The organism is Sinomonas atrocyanea (genome assembly GCF_001577305.1).
Taxonomy (GTDB): Bacteria; Actinomycetota; Actinomycetes; order Actinomycetales; family Micrococcaceae; genus Sinomonas; species Sinomonas atrocyanea.
Genome location: NZ_CP014518.1, coordinates 125462 through 140443 on the forward strand (window position 1 = coordinate 125462; position 14982 = coordinate 140443).

Here is a 14982-nt window from a genome sequence, read left to right on the forward strand (position 1 = left end):
ACGGGAGGAGAACCCATGAGCTTCGAGATGAGCCGGCGCCAGTACGCCGACCTCTACGGACCCACCCGGGGCGACGCCGTGCGCCTGGCGGACACCGGCCTGTTCCTCGAGATCGAGGAGGACCTCACCGGCCACGGCGACGAGGCGGTCTTCGGCGGCGGCAAGGTCATCCGCGACGGCATGGGCCAGGACGGCAACACCGTGCGCGACGGTGCGCCCGGAGACCTCGCGGTGGCGGACACGGTGATCACGAGCGTGGTCGTCCTCGACTACACCGGGATCTACAAGGCGGACCTCGGGCTGCGCGACGGGCGCATCCTCGCGATCGGCAAGGCCGGCAACCCGAACATCATGGACGGCGTCACGATCGTGATCGGGCCCAGCACCGAGGTCATCTCGGGCGAGGGCCGGATCGTCACGGCCGGCGGCATCGACACCCACATCCACTTCATCAGCCCCGACCAGTTCGCCACCGCCCTCAACTCCGGGATCACGACCTTCATCGGCGGCGGCACCGGCCCGGCCGAGGGCACCAAGGCCACCACGGTCACCCCCGGGCCGTGGAACCTCGCGAACATGCTCAAGGCGGTCGAGGACGTGCCGCTCAACGTGGGCTTCCTCGGCAAGGGGCACGCGAGCTCGGTCGAGCCGCTCGCCGAGCAGATCAAGGCCGGCGCGATCGGGCTCAAGGTCCACGAGGACTGGGGTGCCACCGCCGCGGCCATCGACGCATCGCTGAAGGTGGCGGACCACTACGACGTCCAGGTCGCCATCCACACGGACACGCTCAACGAGGGCGGCTTCGTCGAGGACACCATCGCGGCGATCGCCGGGCGGGTCATCCACACGTACCACACCGAGGGCGCCGGCGGCGGCCACGCCCCGGACATCATCCGGATCGCGGGGCTTCCCAACGTGCTCCCCGCCTCGACCAACCCCACGCTGCCCTACACGCGCAACACCGAGGAAGAGCACCTCGACATGCTCATGGTGTGCCACCACCTCAATCCCGACATTCCCGAGGACGTGGCGTTCGCGGACTCGAGGATCCGGCCCGAGACGATCGCCGCGGAGGACGTCCTCCAGGACCTCGGAGTCTTCTCGATCACGAGCTCCGACTCCCAGGCGATGGGCCGCGTGGGCGAGGTCATCATCCGCACCTGGCAGGTCGCGGACAAGATGAAGGCCCAGCGCGGCAAGCTCGAGGGGGACACCGAGCGCGGGGACAACTTCCGCATCAAGCGGTACGTCTCCAAGTACACGATCAACCCCGCCATCGCCCACGGGGTGGCCGAGTACATCGGCAGCATCGAGGTGGGCAAGCTCGCGGACCTCGTCCTGTGGGACCCGGCGTTCTTCGGCGTCAAGCCGTACGCCGTCATCAAGGGCGGCCAGATCGTCAGCTCGCTCATGGGCGATTCCAACGGGTCCATCCCCACGCCGCAGCCCCAGACCATGCGCGCCTCGTTCGGCGCGATGGGCACGGCCGTGCACGCCTCCTCCATCACCTTCATGTCCCAGGCGGCCGTGGACGCCGGCGTTCCCGAGGCGCTCGGCCTGCGCAAGAGCGTCCGCCCGGTCCGCGGCATCCGCGGGCTGCGCAAGGCGGACCTCAAGTTCAACGGCGAGACGCCGCAGATCGAGGTGGACCCCGAGACCTACGAGGTCCGGGTGGACGGCGAGAGGGCCACCTGCGACCCGGTGGACGTCCTGCCGATGGCCCAGCGCTACTTCCTGTTCTGAACCATCGGACCCGTCACGAGCCGGCCACGCGAAGGGAAGGTGGAAAGCCAGTGATCGTCGAGAGCATCGCCGGGAACGTCGAGGAGCTCGCCCCGGAGGAGCTCGGGCGCCTCCACGTGGAGAAGGTCGTGCTGCCGAGCGCCGCCCTCGTCCGGCGCATCCAGCGCGTGACCACGGACCACGGGCGCGAGATCGGGCTGCGGCTCGCCGCGGCCCCGGGGCCCGACGGCGACCTCCGGGACGGCGACATCCTCGTGCGGGACGAGCACGGCCTCGTGGTGGTCTCCGTCGAGGCCACCGACGTGCTCGTGATCGCCCCGCGGTCGATCCACGAGATGGGGGTGACGGCGCACGCCCTCGGCAACCGGCACCTGCAGGCGCAGTTCTTCGACGCCGCCTCCGAGTACGGGGCGGAGGTCATGGTGGTCCAGTACGACCACACCGTGCAGGACTACCTCGACCACCACAACGTCCCCTATGCCCGGGCCGACCGGGTGATGCCCGTGCCGTTCCGCCATGCCGGGCACACGCACTGACGGTCCGGAGCACGCGATGGACTGGCTCCTGCCGCTCCTGCAGCTGAGCGACTCCGCGCTGCCCACGGGGGCCTTCGCCCACAGCTTCGGGCTCGAGACCTACCTCGCCCGCGGCGCCGTCCACGACGAGGAGAGCTTCCGGGCCTGGCTCGAGCGGTTCCTCGACCTCCAGCTCGTGCCGGCCGACGGACTCGCGGTGCGCCTCGCCGCCGAGGCGAGTGCCGGCGTCGGACGCGATGCCGCGGACACCCTCGAGGACCTCGACGCCCTCCTGCACGCCCAGGCCCTCCCCCTCCAGCTGCGCACCGCCGGGGTGACCATGGGGCGGCGGCTCATCGAGATCGGCCGGAACGCGCTGCCGGGCCCGCGGCTCGAACAGTACGGGCGGCTCGTGGACGCCAGGCGCTGCCGCGGGCACCAGGCCATCGCGTTCTCGCTCATCGGCGTGGACCACGGCGCGCCCGCGGACGTCCTCGTGCGCACGTACCTCTTCTCCACCGTGACGACCCTGACACAGAACGCGGTCCGCGGCGTGCCGCTGGGCCAGAACGCGGGGCAGCGGGTCCTCGGCGCCCTGCGGCCCCGCGTCGAGGCGGCGGGGCGCCGCATCGGGAGCCTCGACCGCCGGGACCTCGGCGCCGTGCCGCCGGGGCTCGAGATCGCCCAGATGCAGCACGAGACCCAGAGGGCCCGGCTCTTCATGAGCTGACGACGGAAGGACAGCAGCATGCACCCGGTGAAGATCGGAATCGGCGGCCCGGTGGGAGCCGGCAAGACCCAGCTCGTGGAGCGCCTGACCCGCGCCCTGAGCCACGAGATCTCCATGGCCGCCATCACCAATGACATCTACACGGTCGAGGACGCCAAGATCCTCGCGCGCACGAGCGTGCTCCCGCTCGACCGGATCGTGGGGCTCGAGACCGGCGGCTGCCCCCACACCGCGATCCGCGAGGACACCTCCATGAACCAGGCGGCCGTGGACCGGCTCATCGAGGCCCACCCTGACCTGCAGGTGATCTTCATCGAGTCCGGCGGGGACAACCTCTCGGCCACGTTCAGCCCCGAGCTCGTCGACTTCTCCATCTACATCATCGACGTGGCGCAGGGCGAGAAGATCCCGCGCAAGGCAGGCCAGGGCATGATCAAGTCGGACCTGTTCATCATCAACAAGACCGACCTCGCCCCCCACGTCGGCGCCGACCTGACGGTCATGGAGGCGGACTCGCGCGAATTCCGCGGCGAGAAGGCCTTCTGTTTCACGAACCTCAAGACGGACGAGGGCCTCGAGCATGTGATCCGCTGGCTCAAGCACGACGTCCTCATGATGGACCTCGTGTGAGCCTGACCGCGCGCGGCGAGCTCGACCTCGTGATCAGGCGCCGAGGGGAGCGGTCCGTCGCCGCGGCGCAGTACCACCGCGGGGCGCTGCGCGTGCTGCGCCCCATGTACCTGGACGGGACCGGGCAGGTGACCTACGTCGTCGTCAATCCGGGCGGGGCGTACCTGGACGGCGACCGGTACCGCCTGGACGTGACGGTGGAGGACGGCGCCCAGCTGCTGCTCACCACCCAGGCGGCCACCAAGGTGTACCGCACGCCCCGGGACAAGGCGGTCCAGGACCTGACGGTGCGGCTCGGGCCGGGGAGCCGGCTCGACTACCTCCCCGACCAGCTCATCGCCTACCGGGCCTCCCGCTACGAGCAGGAGACGCGGATCGAGATGGACCCGTCCGCGAGCCTGGTCCTGGCGGAGGTGGTGACGCCGGGCTGGTCGCCGTCCCGGGCGCCGTTCGGCTACGACCGGGTCCGCCTGCGCACCGAGGTCAGCATGGGCGGGCGGCCCGTGGTCCTGGACAACCTCGTCCTCGAGCCCTCGGCGAGCCACGACGGCCTGGCGGGACTCGGGCTGCTCGAGGGCCGCTCGCACCTCGGCTCGCTGCTCGTGGTGGACCCCCGCGCCGGCGAGGAGACGGTGGGCCTGGCCAGGGCACTCCTCGCCGAGCGCGCCGACGGCCTGCTCGGGGGCGTCTCGGCCCTGCCCGTGCCCGGGTTCGCGCTCCGCGTCCTCGGCCACTCCACGCAGGCCGTGGACGCGCTCATCCTCGCCGTGGTCAACGCGCTCCGCGCCGCGTGGCACAGCCAGGGCGCCCTCGACCTGCGCAAGTACTGACGCGGCGGCCCGGCCGGGCAGGCGATACTGGGCAGATGCGCGAACTCGTGGTCCTCGGCACCGCCTCGCAGGTGCCCACGCGCGCCCGCAACCACAACGGCTACCTCCTGCTCTGGGACGGCGAGGGGATCCTCTTCGACCCGGGCGAGGGGACGCAGCGGCAGATGATCCACGCCGGCGTGGCCGCGACGAAGGTGACGCGCATCTGCCTCACCCACGTCCACGGGGACCACTGCTACGGGCTGCCCGGCGTGCTCTCGCGCCTGGCGCTCGACCGCGTGGAGCACCCCGTGCACCTGCACTACCCCGCCTCCGGCGAGGAGGTGGTCCGGGCCCTCGTCGCCGTCTCGACCCCCGGGATCGACCTGCGCCTCGTGCCCCACGGCGCGGCCGGGGAGATCGCCCCCGGGCTCGCGGTCGAGCCGCTCAGGCACCGCATCGGCACCTTCGGCTACCGGCTCGCGGAGCCGGACGGGCGCACCATCGTGCGCGAGCGGCTCGCGGCCGCCGGCATCCGCGGCCCGGACGTGGCGCGGCTGCAGCGCGAGGGGCGCCTCGGCGGCGTGCGGATCGAGGACGTGAGCGTCCCGCGCCGCGGGCAGCGGTTCGCGTTCGTCATGGACACCGCCCCGTGCGAGGGCGCCGTTGCGCTGGCCGAGGGCGCCGACCTGCTCGTCACCGAGTGCACGTTCAGCGACGACGACGCCGCGCTCGCCGACCAGTACCTCCACCTCACCGCGGGGCAGGCCGGGTCCATCGCCGGTGCCGCCGGCGCCCGGAACCTCGTGCTGACCCACTTCTCCTCCCGGTATCCCGAGACGGCCCAGCTTGAAGGCCAGGCGCGGCGGCGGGCGGGGAACGCCGTCGTGCGCGCCGCGGCGGACCTGGACCGGATCGGCTTCCCGCGGCGGCGGGGCGCGTGGATGGGGGAGGGGGACCGCGATGGCGATGGGTAGCGGCGAGGCCGAGGAGCTCACCGTCGGCCAGCTCGCGGCCCGCAGCGGGCTCTCCATCTCCGCCCTGCACTTCTACGAGCGGCAGGGCCTGATCCACAGCCGCCGCACCTCCGGCAACCAGCGGCGCTACCCCCGCTCGATCCTGCGCCGCGTGGCCGTCATCAAGGCCGCGCACCGCGCCGGCATCCCCCTCGCCACCGTCGCGGACGCGTTCGAGCTGCTCCCGCACGACGGCGTGCCCACCCAGCAGGACTGGGGGCGGCTCTCCAGGGCATGGCGCACCGAGATCGACGAGCGGATCGCCCGCCTCGAGCACCTGCGGGACCGGCTCGACGGGTGCATCGCGTGCGGCTGCCTCTCGCTCTCGACCTGCAGCCTCGTCAACCCGCAGGACCGGCTCGGCGCCTCCGGGGCCTCGGCACTCGAGCCGTAGAGGGGTGACAATGGTCACGTTCGATTGACCTCAACGATTGTTGAGGTCCTAGCGTCGTAGGAGGTCCCGAGTGCTCGGGCACCCCGACGAAAGACCAGGCATGACTGTGACCCCGACCTTCCTGAGCGTCTCCGGCGCCGACTCCGCCCTCTTCCGGGACGCGTTCCGCTCCCATCCCGCGGGAGTTGCCGTCGTGACGGCCGCGAGCCCTGAGGGGCCGGTCGGGCTCACGGCGTCCTCCGTCGCCTCCGTGGCGGTCGATCCCCCCTCCCTGGCCTTCTCCGTCTCTGGCGGACGCTCGGCCGTGCACATCGCGGAGGCGGAGACGGTCCTGGTGCACCTCGTCGACGCGGAGCAGGTCGGCCTGGTCCGCACGTTCGCCACTCCCGGCTCGCCCCGCTTCACCGAGGCGATGGACTGGGAGGCGCTGCCCACCGGCGAGCCCTGGCTCCGCGCCGCGCCGTGGGCGCTGCGCTGCGCCATCACGCACCGGGTGCCCGTGGGCGGGTCCGTCCTGCTGGCCGCGACGGTGCTCGAGGTGCTCGCCCAGGAGCGCCACGGCGCGCCGCTCGTGTACCACGACCGCGCCTTCCATGCCCTCGGGGCGCATTCGCAGCTCGACTAGCCTGATGTGGGCCCCGGCCGGCCCGCAGCCGCGCCCACGGCGCCCGTAACACCGAGACCTGTCCGCTGCGTTTACAGGACACCCACAGGTCCGTGCGGTATCCGTGTGGACCGGAGGGACAGATCATGCAGCTCGAAGATTTCCCGGTCGGCGCCCAGGCTCAGCAGCAGGCACGGCGGCCGCACGGTATGGGCCGGTACGGCACTCACGGCGAACAGCTGCCCGACGGGACCAGCCTGCTCAGGCGCGTGGTGTTCGATCCCGTCCAGGCTGCGGCCCTGGACGCCGACAGGGTCGTGGCCGCGTGGGCACACAGCCACCGGCGGCTGGCGCGTGCGGTGGACTGGGTCGGGCGCGGGCTCGTCCTCGTGCTCGGGCTGGCGCTCGGCTGGTCCGTGCTCTCGGGGCGCGCCGAGCTCGTTCTCGCGGCGGCCGCGGCCGCCGCGCTCTTCGTCGCGCCGGACCTGCTGGCCAGGCTGGGCCGCGCCCTGAGGGCACGGCGTGAAGCGGCACTGTCCCGCCTCGCGATGGCCGCTCACTTCAACCACCACGCGGCGCCGTGGCTCGCTGCCCTGTCGCCGGCGGAACGGGCCCGCTGCTACCGGAGCCTGCTCCTGCGCGGGGAGGCCCTTCTGCTGGGCGTTCGGGCCCAGCTGGTCCGCGCCGAGGGCGGCGCGGCCCACCTGGTCGTGACCACCCTCCCCGCTCTGGGCGCCGCACTCCGGCCTGCCCGCCCCTGAACGAGTAGGGCACGACGCCGAAGCTCGCCTCGACCTCAAGGGTCCCGTAGGGCAGCCGGTCGCCACGGAGGAGGGCCGGCTCCGGGACCCGCCGCCGCCCCCTGTCTGAACCTATTGACAATGCTGTGATCCTCGTCGCACCATCGATGCATACACATTTGGATGCCGAATAAAAATGTCGGTAAGCCCGATACGCGTCATCGAAGGCAGAGGAGACGAACAATGACGTCACGTCCAGCGGTGCGACTCGCAGGGGCGGCCATGGCCGCAGCGATCGCCGTGCTCCCCCTGGCGGCATGCGGCCAGGACAGCAGTGCGGGATCCGGCGGCAAGAAGGTGATCGGCGTCTCCGTGGCCGACCAGAAGTCGCTCTTCTACGTCGCCGAAGTCGCCGGGATCAAGGATGAGGCCAAGAAGCAGGGCTACGACGTCAACGTCACCTCGGCCAACAACGACTCTTCGGCGCAGATCAAGCAGGTCAACGACCTGCTGACGAAGCAGATCGGCGCCCTGATCTTCACGTCCCAGGACTCGACCGCGGCGGCGGCCGGCGTGCGGGCGGCAAACCAGGCGCAGGTGCCCGTCGTCGCCGTCGACCAGCGGCCGGAGTCGGGGCAGGGCAAGCTGGCCACCTACATCGCCACGGACAGCGTCAAGGCCGCCCACGATATCTGCACCTGGATGTTCAAGCAGATCGGCGGCAGCGGCGAACTCGCCATCCTGCACGGCGTGCTGGGCTCCACCGCGGAGATCCAGCGCACGCAGGGCTGCCAGAACGCGCTCAAGGAGAACCCCGGGATCAAGCTGGTCGCCGAGGAGACCGCCAACTGGGACGAGACGGAGGCCTACAAGGCCACGCAGAACATCCTCACCGCCCACCCCAACGTCAAGGCCGTCTTCGGTGAGAGCGATGCGATGGCCCTCGGCGCGGCGAAGGCCTCCAAGGCGGCCGGGAAGCAGATCTTCTCGGTGGGGATCGACGGCTTCCCCACGATGTTCGACGCCGTGGCCAGCGGGCTCACCCAGGGCACCGAGGCCCAGCAGCCCTACAAGATGGGCAAGCTCGCCGTGGACAACGCGATTGCCCTCATGAACGGCAAGGGCGGCGACATCCCTCAGGAGCAGTACCAGGACACCGTGCTGATCGACAAGGCAACGGTGGGCCAGAACAAGGTCGAGGACTTCTACGGTCCTGACGCCAAGTCCTTCAAGTGACCCGACGGGTCCGCACGGGTGGGAGGGATCATGGGCGCAGAAGGCGCTGACGGCCTGGTGGCCGAAGGCCTGGTCAAGGCATACAGCGGTGTGACTGTCCTGAAGTCGGTCGACTTCCGGGTCGCGCCGGGGACGGTGGTGGGGCTGGTCGGTGAGAACGGTGCGGGCAAGTCCACGCTGAGCTCGGTGATCACCGGCGTCGTCAAGCCGGACGGAGGGCGCATGACGCTCGACGGGGCGGACTACGCGCCCTCGAGCCCCGCGGAGGCGCTGCGGCAGGGCGTGGCGCTCATCCATCAGGAGACGAGGCTGATCCAGGACCTGTCCGTGGCCGAGAACATCTTCCTCGGCAGGGTCCCGCAGCATGCCGGACGCGTCGACTGGGGCCGGATGCGGCAGGAGGCCAAGTCGGTCATGGACTCCCTGGGAGTCGACCTGGACGTCCGCCGCCCCGTGCGCGGCCTCTCGATGGCACTCCAGCAGGAGATCGAGATCGCCAAGGCCCTCAGCCGCAGCCCGCGGTACGTGGTGTTCGACGAGCCCTCGGCGTCCCTCGGCGAGTCGGAGACCGAGCATGTGCTCGAGAGGATCCGCACCCTGCGCGCCGGGGGAGCCGGGGTCGTGTACATCTCGCACCGGCTCGACGAAGTCCGGGACGTCGCGGACGAGATCGTCTGCCTCCGCGACGGCTCGCGCGTCATGTCCTGGTCCTCCGGCGACGTCGCCAAGGAAGCCATCATCAACGCGATGGTGGGGCGCGAATTCACCTACGAGCACATCCCGCCGCAGCCGAGCCGCGACCACACCGTCCTCGAGGTCCGCGGGCTGGGTCGCCGCGGGGCCTTCGAGGGGATCGACTTCGAGCTCAGGCAGGGGGAGGTCCTGGGCATCGCGGGCCTGGTCGGCGCCGGCCGCACCGAGGTGGTCCGCGCCATCGCCGGAGTGGACCGTCCCGATGAGGGCGAGGTCATCCTCGAGGGGCGCAGGCTGCCCTGCACGAGCCCCGAGTCCGCGATCCGGGCCGGCATCGTCATGGTGCCCGAGGACCGCAAGGGCCAGGGGCTCAACCTCGACCGGACCGCTGAGGAGAACCTGACGCTCCCGTGGGAGCGCCGCCTCACCCGGTGGGGGCTGGTCACGAAGAAGGCCATCCGAGAGGTGGCCACCTCCCAGGGCCGCCGGCTGGATGTGCGCGGCAACATGACCCTTCCCGTGAAGTCCATGTCGGGCGGGAACCAGCAGAAGATCCTCATCGGCAAATGGCTGGTGAAGGATCCCAAGGTCCTCATCGTCGACGAGCCCACGCGGGGGGTCGACGTGGGGGCGAAGATGGCGATCTACGAGATCATCAGGTCCCTCGCAGCCGAGGGCATAGCGGTCATCGTGGTCTCCTCCGAGCTCGAAGAGGTCCTGGGACTCTCCCACCGGGTCCTCGTCATGGCCGGCGGCCGCCAGCGGGGCATCCTCCCGCGCGCCGAGGCCACCCCCCAACGAGTCATCGACCTGGCCTTTCATTCGGCCGCGACACCTCAGCGATAGAGAGAGCAGTCATGGGAACCACCACTCACCAGGCATCCTTCGGGGAGCCCTCGGCATCCCGCGGGGACACGCAGGTCCAGAACACGGCGTCGCCCGCGACGCGCACCGCCAGGACCTCTCCCGCCGGCGTCCGATCAGGGGCCGCCCGCGCCCTCCGGGCCCTCCCGGGCCCGCTGCTCGGGCTCGTCGCCGTCATGATCGTGTTCTCGATCCTCTCGCCCTACTTCCTCACGTGGCGCAACCTGTCCAACATCATCAGCCAGAACGCCGACCTCGGCATCATGGCGGTCGGGGCCGCGCTGGTCATCCTCATCGGCGGGATCGACCTCTCCGTGGGCTCCAACCTCGCGCTGTCCCTGATGGTCAGCGCGTGGCTGTTCCGCTCGGGGGGCCTGCCGTTCGGCCTGTGCGTCGTGATCGGGCTCGTGACCGGCGCGGCCGTGGGGCTGGTCAATGGGATCCTCTCCACCTACGGGCGCATCCAGCCCTTCGTCGCGACGCTCGCCACCATGTCCGCCTGCGCGGGCCTGGCGCTCTACGTCACCAACGGCAACCCCATCAACGACTTCCCGGACTGGTACCTCGCCCTCACCAGCACCCCCGTCCTCGGCATCCCGCTCGAGGGGCTCATCATGGTCGCGATCTTCGTGCTCGCCGCCTTCTGGCTCCGCTTCCGCCCCACCGGGCGGGCGCTGTACGCCATCGGAGGCAACGCCGAGGTGGCGCGCCTGTCGGGCCTGAACGTGACCAGGATCAAGATCGGCGTGTACATGATCGCCGGCCTCCTGGCCGCGGTGGCGGGCGTGATCGTCGGATCCCGGCTCGACTCCGCGCAGCCGACGGCGGGCACGGCCGACCTCCTCAACGTCATCGCCGTGGTCGTGATCGGCGGAGCGAGCCTCTCCGGCGGCTCGGGCGGAATGCTCAACACCTTCATCGGCCTGCTCATCATCGGGGTCCTCAACAACGGGATGTCGCTGCTCAATGTCTCCCCGAACCTCCAGCCCGTGGTCATCGGGGTCGCCATCATCGTCGCCGTCCTGACCGACCGCGCCAGCCGAAGCCGCCAGGGCTCATGACGCCGGGCCGCGCGCAGAAGAGGAATCTCCATGTCCACTGAGACGTACATCGTCGAACCGATCGCCGAGATGCTCGACGAGGCCGATCCGGGGCGGACGCTCGCCCCCTGCGGCATCGACCAGCTCATCATCGGCCCTGACGCGCTGAGCGCCGTGCCGGCCACCCTGGGCGAGCTCCTGGCCTCCGCGGCGGCGCCGCGGGACGGGGCTGCCCGGGCGCGCGTGGCGCTCCTCGTCGACAGGACCCCGATCCTGCGCGGCGAGCAGAACGTCAAGGACGCCGTCGAGGCGCAGCTCGCCGACCAGTTCGACGTCACCCGCACGGTGCTCGACGACGGGCACCCTGAACTCCACGTGGTGGACCCGATCCTCGACGAGGCGGCCGAGGCGGCCGCGGGCAAGGCCGCGGTGGTGGCCATCGGCGGGGGCACCATCAGCGACATCGCCAAGGTCGCCGTCCAGCGGGCAGGGGAGGCCGGAGAGCGGCCGGTCCTGCTCACGGTGCAGACTGCCGCCTCCGTGGACGGCTTCACGGACGACGTCTCCGTGGTCCTCCGCAACGGCGTCAAGCGCACGGTGCCCTCGGCATGGCCGGACGCGGTGGTCTCGGACACGCTCACCATCGCCGGCGCACCGGAGGCCATGAACCGCGCTGGCTTCGGCGAGATGACCTCGATGCTCGTGGCGCCCGCGGACTGGCGCCTCGCCTCCCTCGTGGGGACCGACCCGACGTTCAAGCCCAGCGCGGTGACGCTGCTCGCCTCCGTCGGCAAGGACCTCGAGAGCTGGAGCGCGGGAGTGCGCGAAGCCCGCTCCGATGCGGTGGCCTCCCTGGCGCGCGCACTCGCCCTGCGCGGCATCGTCACCGGGGTGGCAGGGACCACGGCCGTGCTCTCCGGCGTCGAACACCTCATCAGCCACATGCTCGACCAGTACCGCGGCGGCCACGGGCTGCCGATCGGCCTCCACGGCGCCCAGGTCGGGGCCGGCGCGGTCATCGCCGCGACCGCCTGGGAGATGCTCTTCGAGCGCCTGGAGCGTGCCTCGGACCGGCCGAGGATCGCCACGAAGGCGCTGGACCGGGGCCGCAGCCGGGAGCGTGTGCTGTCCGCCTTCGAACGGGTCGATCCTAGCCTGCAGGTCGCCGAGGAATGCTGGAAGGACTTCTCGGCCAAGCTCGACGCCGTGGAGCGGAACCTCCCTCGCATCACTGCTCTGCTGGGCGACTGGGCCGAGGCCCGGGACGAGCTCCGCGGCCTCGTCCGCCCCGCGGACGCCATCGCCTCGGCCCTCACCGAAGCGGGCGCACCTGCCGCCCTCTCCGATCTCGAACCGGCGGTGGAGCCCGAACTGGGCCGCTGGGCCGTCGAGAACTGCGCGCTGATGCGCAACCGGTTCACGGTCGTGGACCTGCTCACGCTCCTCGGATGGTGGGAGCCGCAGGATGTGGACGAGGTGCTGGAGCGGGCCGCGCGCGCCGGCGCGAAGGCGGAAGCAGGAGGGAAGTGACACCATGCAGCGGGACTACGTGATCGGCGTCGACTGTTCGACCACCGCCGCCAAGGCGGTCGTGTGGAACTCCCGCGGCGACGCCCTCGCCCAGGCGCGCTGCGCCTTCGGCCTGAGCCAGCCCCATCCGGGGTGGGGCGAGCAGAATGCAGAGGACTGGTGGGCGGCCTCGGTCGAGGCGATCCGGCGGGCCTCCCAGGCCGTCGACGTCTCGCGCATCGGCGCCGTGTGCATCACCCACCAGCGCGAGAGCTTCGTCTGCCTGGACGCCGAGGGCCTCCCCCTCAGGCCCGCGATGCTGTGGCTGGATACCCGGGCCACCAAGGAGGTCTCCGCGTTCGGGACGGAGGAGGTCCACCGGCTCACCGGCAAGCCCGCCAATCCGACGCCGGCCTGGTACAAGCTGCACTGGCTGGCCGCCAACGAGCCCGACACCGTCGCCCGGATCGGGAAGGTGGTCGACGTCCACGGCTTCCTCGTCCACCGCTTCACCGGGCAGTGGCTCACCTCCTGGGCCTCCGCCGACCCGCTCGGCCTCGTCGACATGACGACCTTCGACTACGACCAGTCCCTCCTGGACGCCGTGGGCCTCGAGCGCGGCCAGCTCAGCGAGCTGCGCGCCCCGGGGAGCGTGCTGGGTCGTCTGACGGACGACGCCGCGCGGCAGCTCGGTCTTCCCCGCGACGTTGTCGTCGTGGCCGGCGCGGGGGACGGCCAGTGCGCCCAGCTCGGGTCCGGGGCCACGGTGGGCGGGCGGGCATACCTCAACCTCGGCAGCGGCATCGTCTCCGGCACGTTCTCCGAGCACTACTCCTACGCCCAGGAATACCGGACGCTCTCGGCGGCCCAGCCGGGCGCGTACACGCTCGAGACCTTCATCGGCGGCGGCACCATCAACCTGACCTGGTTCGTCGAGAAGTTCTCCGGGATCACGCAGGGCGCGCTCGGCCTCGACCTCACTCCCGAGCAGATCCTCGAGACCGCTGCGGCGAAGCTGCCCCCGGGCGCCGAGGGCCTGCTGGCGCTCCCGTACTGGACCGGGGCGCTCACGCCCTACTGGGACCACCACGCCCGGGGAGTCCTGGTCGGGCTGACCGGCATCCACGGCAAGGCCCACGTCTACCGCGCCCTCCTCGAGGGGCTCGCCTTCGAGCAGCGCCTCCTGACCACGGGGGCCGAGCAGGCCCTCGCGGAGCCGGTCGCCGAGATCATCGCCCTGGGCGGCGGGTCGCGGAGCCCGGTGTGGTGCCAGATCATCGCCGACGTCATGCAGCGCAGCGTCTCGGTGGTCCGGGAGCCGGAGAGCACCTGCCTGGGTGCGGGGATGCTGGCGGCCTCGGCCGTGGGCCTCCACGAGTCCGTCGCGGCCGCGGCCAAGGCCATGAGCGGGCTCGGTGTCTCCTATGAGCCGCGGCCGCAGCAGGCCGCGGTCTACGACCGCCTCTACGACGTCTACCGGGACATCTACCCGTCCAACCGGGCACTGTTCGCCCGCCTGGCAGAGGCGGTGCGGCCATGAGGGCGCCGGCTCCCGGGGCGCCGGGGGTGCCCGAGGCCACGGACGTGAAGGCCTACGAGGGCTACCTCTTCGACCTCGACGGCACGATCTACCTCGGAGACGAGCTCCTGCCCGGAGCCGAGGACCTCATCCGGGGGCTGCGCAGCTCCGGCCGGGAGACCCTCTTCCTGTCGAACAATCCCACCAAGGACCCCCAGATGTACGCCGACAAGCTGACCAGGCTCGGCCTGGCCACGTCGCCGGAGCGGATCGTGAACCCCTTGGTCACGATCGTCGCGTGGCTGCGTCGGGAGGCGCCGGGCGCGGCGGTCTTCGTCATCGGCGAGGACCCCCTCGTGCGGGCCATCAGCGCGGCGGGCTTCCGCCTGACCGAGGACCCCCGGGAGATCGATGTGGTCGTGGCCAGCTACGACCGCGGCTTCGACTACCGCAAGCTGCAGATCGCGTTCGATGCGCTGTGGCAGTACCGGCGGGCGCGGCTGGTCGCGACGAATCCCGACGCCTACTGCCCCATGCCGCAGGGCCGGGGCGAACCGGACGCCGCGGCGGTGATCGCCGCCATCGAGGCGAGCACGGGAGCCAAGTGCGAGGCGAACGTGGGCAAGCCCGCGGCCGTCATGCTCACGACGGCGCTCGAGGTGCTGGGTCTGCCCGGGGCGCAGTGCCTCATGGTGGGCGACCGGCTGCACACCGACATCGCCATGGCTGCCTCGGCCGGCATCGACTCCGCACTCGTCCTGACGGGCGAGAGCACCGAGGAGATGGCGCGCCAGCTTCCGCGGGACCGCCAGCCCACCTACATTCTGCCGCGGATCGACGCGCTTCTGGCCCCGTTCGCCGGGGCCTAGGAAACCGGGTTGAAGAAGCCCTTGCTCCATGGCCGCACCCATCGGTAGAATTTCAATTCAGATCAGGAATA

15 protein-coding genes are annotated in these 14982 nt (G+C 71.3%); all 15 read left to right on the forward strand.

What is annotated here, in order from left to right; genetic code table 11:
• The first annotated feature begins 15 nt into the window (after positions 1-15).
• The 15 genes from ureC (at position 16) to SA2016_RS00685 (ending at position 14911) form a co-directional block, all read left to right on the forward strand.
• A complete protein-coding gene (gene ureC / locus SA2016_RS00615) occupies positions 16-1743 on the forward strand; it encodes an urease subunit alpha (protein WP_066494270.1) in 1728 nt (575 codons plus the stop codon).
• Between the two features lie 50 nt (positions 1744-1793).
• Positions 1794-2279, forward strand: a complete 486-nt coding sequence (ureE, locus tag SA2016_RS00620; RefSeq protein ID WP_066494272.1) for an urease accessory protein UreE — start codon at positions 1794-1796, stop codon at positions 2277-2279.
• On the forward strand, positions 2260-2988 hold the full coding sequence (locus SA2016_RS00625; protein WP_066494274.1) for an urease accessory protein UreF: 729 nt from the start codon (positions 2260-2262) through the stop codon (positions 2986-2988). The genes ureE and SA2016_RS00625 overlap by 20 nt, the downstream gene beginning before the upstream one ends.
• Positions 2989-3006: 18 nt before the next feature.
• Positions 3007-3618, forward strand: a complete 612-nt coding sequence (ureG, locus tag SA2016_RS00630; RefSeq protein WP_066494276.1) for an urease accessory protein UreG — start codon at positions 3007-3009, stop codon at positions 3616-3618.
• Positions 3615-4448, forward strand: coding sequence for an urease accessory protein UreD (locus tag SA2016_RS00635; protein WP_229710861.1), 834 nt, complete (start codon positions 3615-3617; stop codon positions 4446-4448). The genes ureG and SA2016_RS00635 overlap by 4 nt, the downstream gene beginning before the upstream one ends.
• A 35-nt stretch (positions 4449-4483) precedes the next feature.
• Complete coding sequence (locus tag SA2016_RS00640) at positions 4484-5404, forward strand: ribonuclease Z (protein ID WP_066494278.1); 921 nt, start codon at positions 4484-4486, stop codon at positions 5402-5404.
• On the forward strand, positions 5391-5837 hold the full coding sequence (gene soxR / locus SA2016_RS00645) for a redox-sensitive transcriptional activator SoxR (RefSeq protein ID WP_066494280.1): 447 nt from the start codon (positions 5391-5393) through the stop codon (positions 5835-5837). The genes SA2016_RS00640 and soxR overlap by 14 nt, the downstream gene beginning before the upstream one ends.
• 100 nt (positions 5838-5937) lie before the next feature.
• Positions 5938-6462: a flavin reductase family protein gene (locus tag SA2016_RS00650; protein ID WP_066494282.1), complete on the forward strand. Its 525-nt coding sequence runs from the start codon at positions 5938-5940 to the stop codon at positions 6460-6462.
• 125 nt (positions 6463-6587) lie between these two features.
• A complete protein-coding gene (locus SA2016_RS00655) occupies positions 6588-7202 on the forward strand; it encodes a hypothetical protein (protein ID WP_066494284.1) in 615 nt (204 codons plus the stop codon).
• A gap of 222 nt (positions 7203-7424) precedes the next feature.
• Entirely contained in the window at positions 7425-8417 is a 993-nt protein-coding gene (locus tag SA2016_RS00660; RefSeq protein WP_169803028.1) for a substrate-binding domain-containing protein, read from the forward strand.
• Between the two features lie 30 nt (positions 8418-8447).
• Positions 8448-9956: a sugar ABC transporter ATP-binding protein gene (locus SA2016_RS00665; RefSeq protein ID WP_066494288.1), complete on the forward strand. Its 1509-nt coding sequence runs from the start codon at positions 8448-8450 to the stop codon at positions 9954-9956.
• An 11-nt stretch (positions 9957-9967) separates the two neighbouring features.
• The gene (locus tag SA2016_RS00670) at positions 9968-11035 is read left to right on the forward strand and encodes an ABC transporter permease (RefSeq protein WP_084249204.1); all 1068 of its coding nucleotides are present in this window, start codon (positions 9968-9970) and stop codon (positions 11033-11035) included.
• 30 nt (positions 11036-11065) lie between these two features.
• Entirely contained in the window at positions 11066-12544 is a 1479-nt protein-coding gene (locus SA2016_RS00675) for an iron-containing alcohol dehydrogenase (protein WP_066494289.1), read from the forward strand.
• A gap of 4 nt (positions 12545-12548) precedes the next feature.
• Positions 12549-14063 (forward strand): xylulokinase, encoded by a 1515-nt coding sequence (locus SA2016_RS00680; RefSeq protein WP_066494290.1) that lies wholly within the window; start codon positions 12549-12551, stop codon positions 14061-14063.
• Positions 14060-14911 (forward strand): HAD-IIA family hydrolase, encoded by an 852-nt coding sequence (locus tag SA2016_RS00685; protein ID WP_066494291.1) that lies wholly within the window; start codon positions 14060-14062, stop codon positions 14909-14911. Before SA2016_RS00680 ends, SA2016_RS00685 begins: the two co-directional genes overlap by 4 nt.
• The last annotated feature ends 71 nt before the right edge of the window (positions 14912-14982 follow it).

What these genes read in the sequence shown, in the direction of transcription:
- SA2016_RS00675 (WP_066494289.1), top strand. Translation starts at nt 11,066, where the DNA reads ATGTCCACTGAGACGTACATCGTCGAACCGATCGCCGAGATGCTCGAC.
- SA2016_RS00680 (WP_066494290.1), top strand. Translation starts at nt 12,549, where the DNA reads ATGCAGCGGGACTACGTGATCGGCGTCGACTGTTCGACCACCGCCGCC.
- soxR (WP_066494280.1), top strand. Translation starts at nt 5,391, where the DNA reads ATGGCGATGGGTAGCGGCGAGGCCGAGGAGCTCACCGTCGGCCAGCTC.
- SA2016_RS00660 (WP_169803028.1), top strand. Translation starts at nt 7,425, where the DNA reads ATGACGTCACGTCCAGCGGTGCGACTCGCAGGGGCGGCCATGGCCGCA.
- SA2016_RS00625 (WP_066494274.1), top strand. Translation starts at nt 2,260, where the DNA reads ATGCCGGGCACACGCACTGACGGTCCGGAGCACGCGATGGACTGGCTC.
- ureG (WP_066494276.1), top strand. Translation starts at nt 3,007, where the DNA reads ATGCACCCGGTGAAGATCGGAATCGGCGGCCCGGTGGGAGCCGGCAAG.
- SA2016_RS00650 (WP_066494282.1), top strand. Translation starts at nt 5,938, where the DNA reads ATGACTGTGACCCCGACCTTCCTGAGCGTCTCCGGCGCCGACTCCGCC.
- SA2016_RS00655 (WP_066494284.1), top strand. Translation starts at nt 6,588, where the DNA reads ATGCAGCTCGAAGATTTCCCGGTCGGCGCCCAGGCTCAGCAGCAGGCA.
- SA2016_RS00640 (WP_066494278.1), top strand. Translation starts at nt 4,484, where the DNA reads ATGCGCGAACTCGTGGTCCTCGGCACCGCCTCGCAGGTGCCCACGCGC.
- SA2016_RS00665 (WP_066494288.1), top strand. Translation starts at nt 8,448, where the DNA reads ATGGGCGCAGAAGGCGCTGACGGCCTGGTGGCCGAAGGCCTGGTCAAG.
- SA2016_RS00685 (WP_066494291.1), top strand. Translation starts at nt 14,060, where the DNA reads ATGAGGGCGCCGGCTCCCGGGGCGCCGGGGGTGCCCGAGGCCACGGAC.
- ureC (WP_066494270.1), top strand. Translation starts at nt 16, where the DNA reads ATGAGCTTCGAGATGAGCCGGCGCCAGTACGCCGACCTCTACGGACCC.
- SA2016_RS00670 (WP_084249204.1), top strand. Translation starts at nt 9,968, where the DNA reads ATGGGAACCACCACTCACCAGGCATCCTTCGGGGAGCCCTCGGCATCC.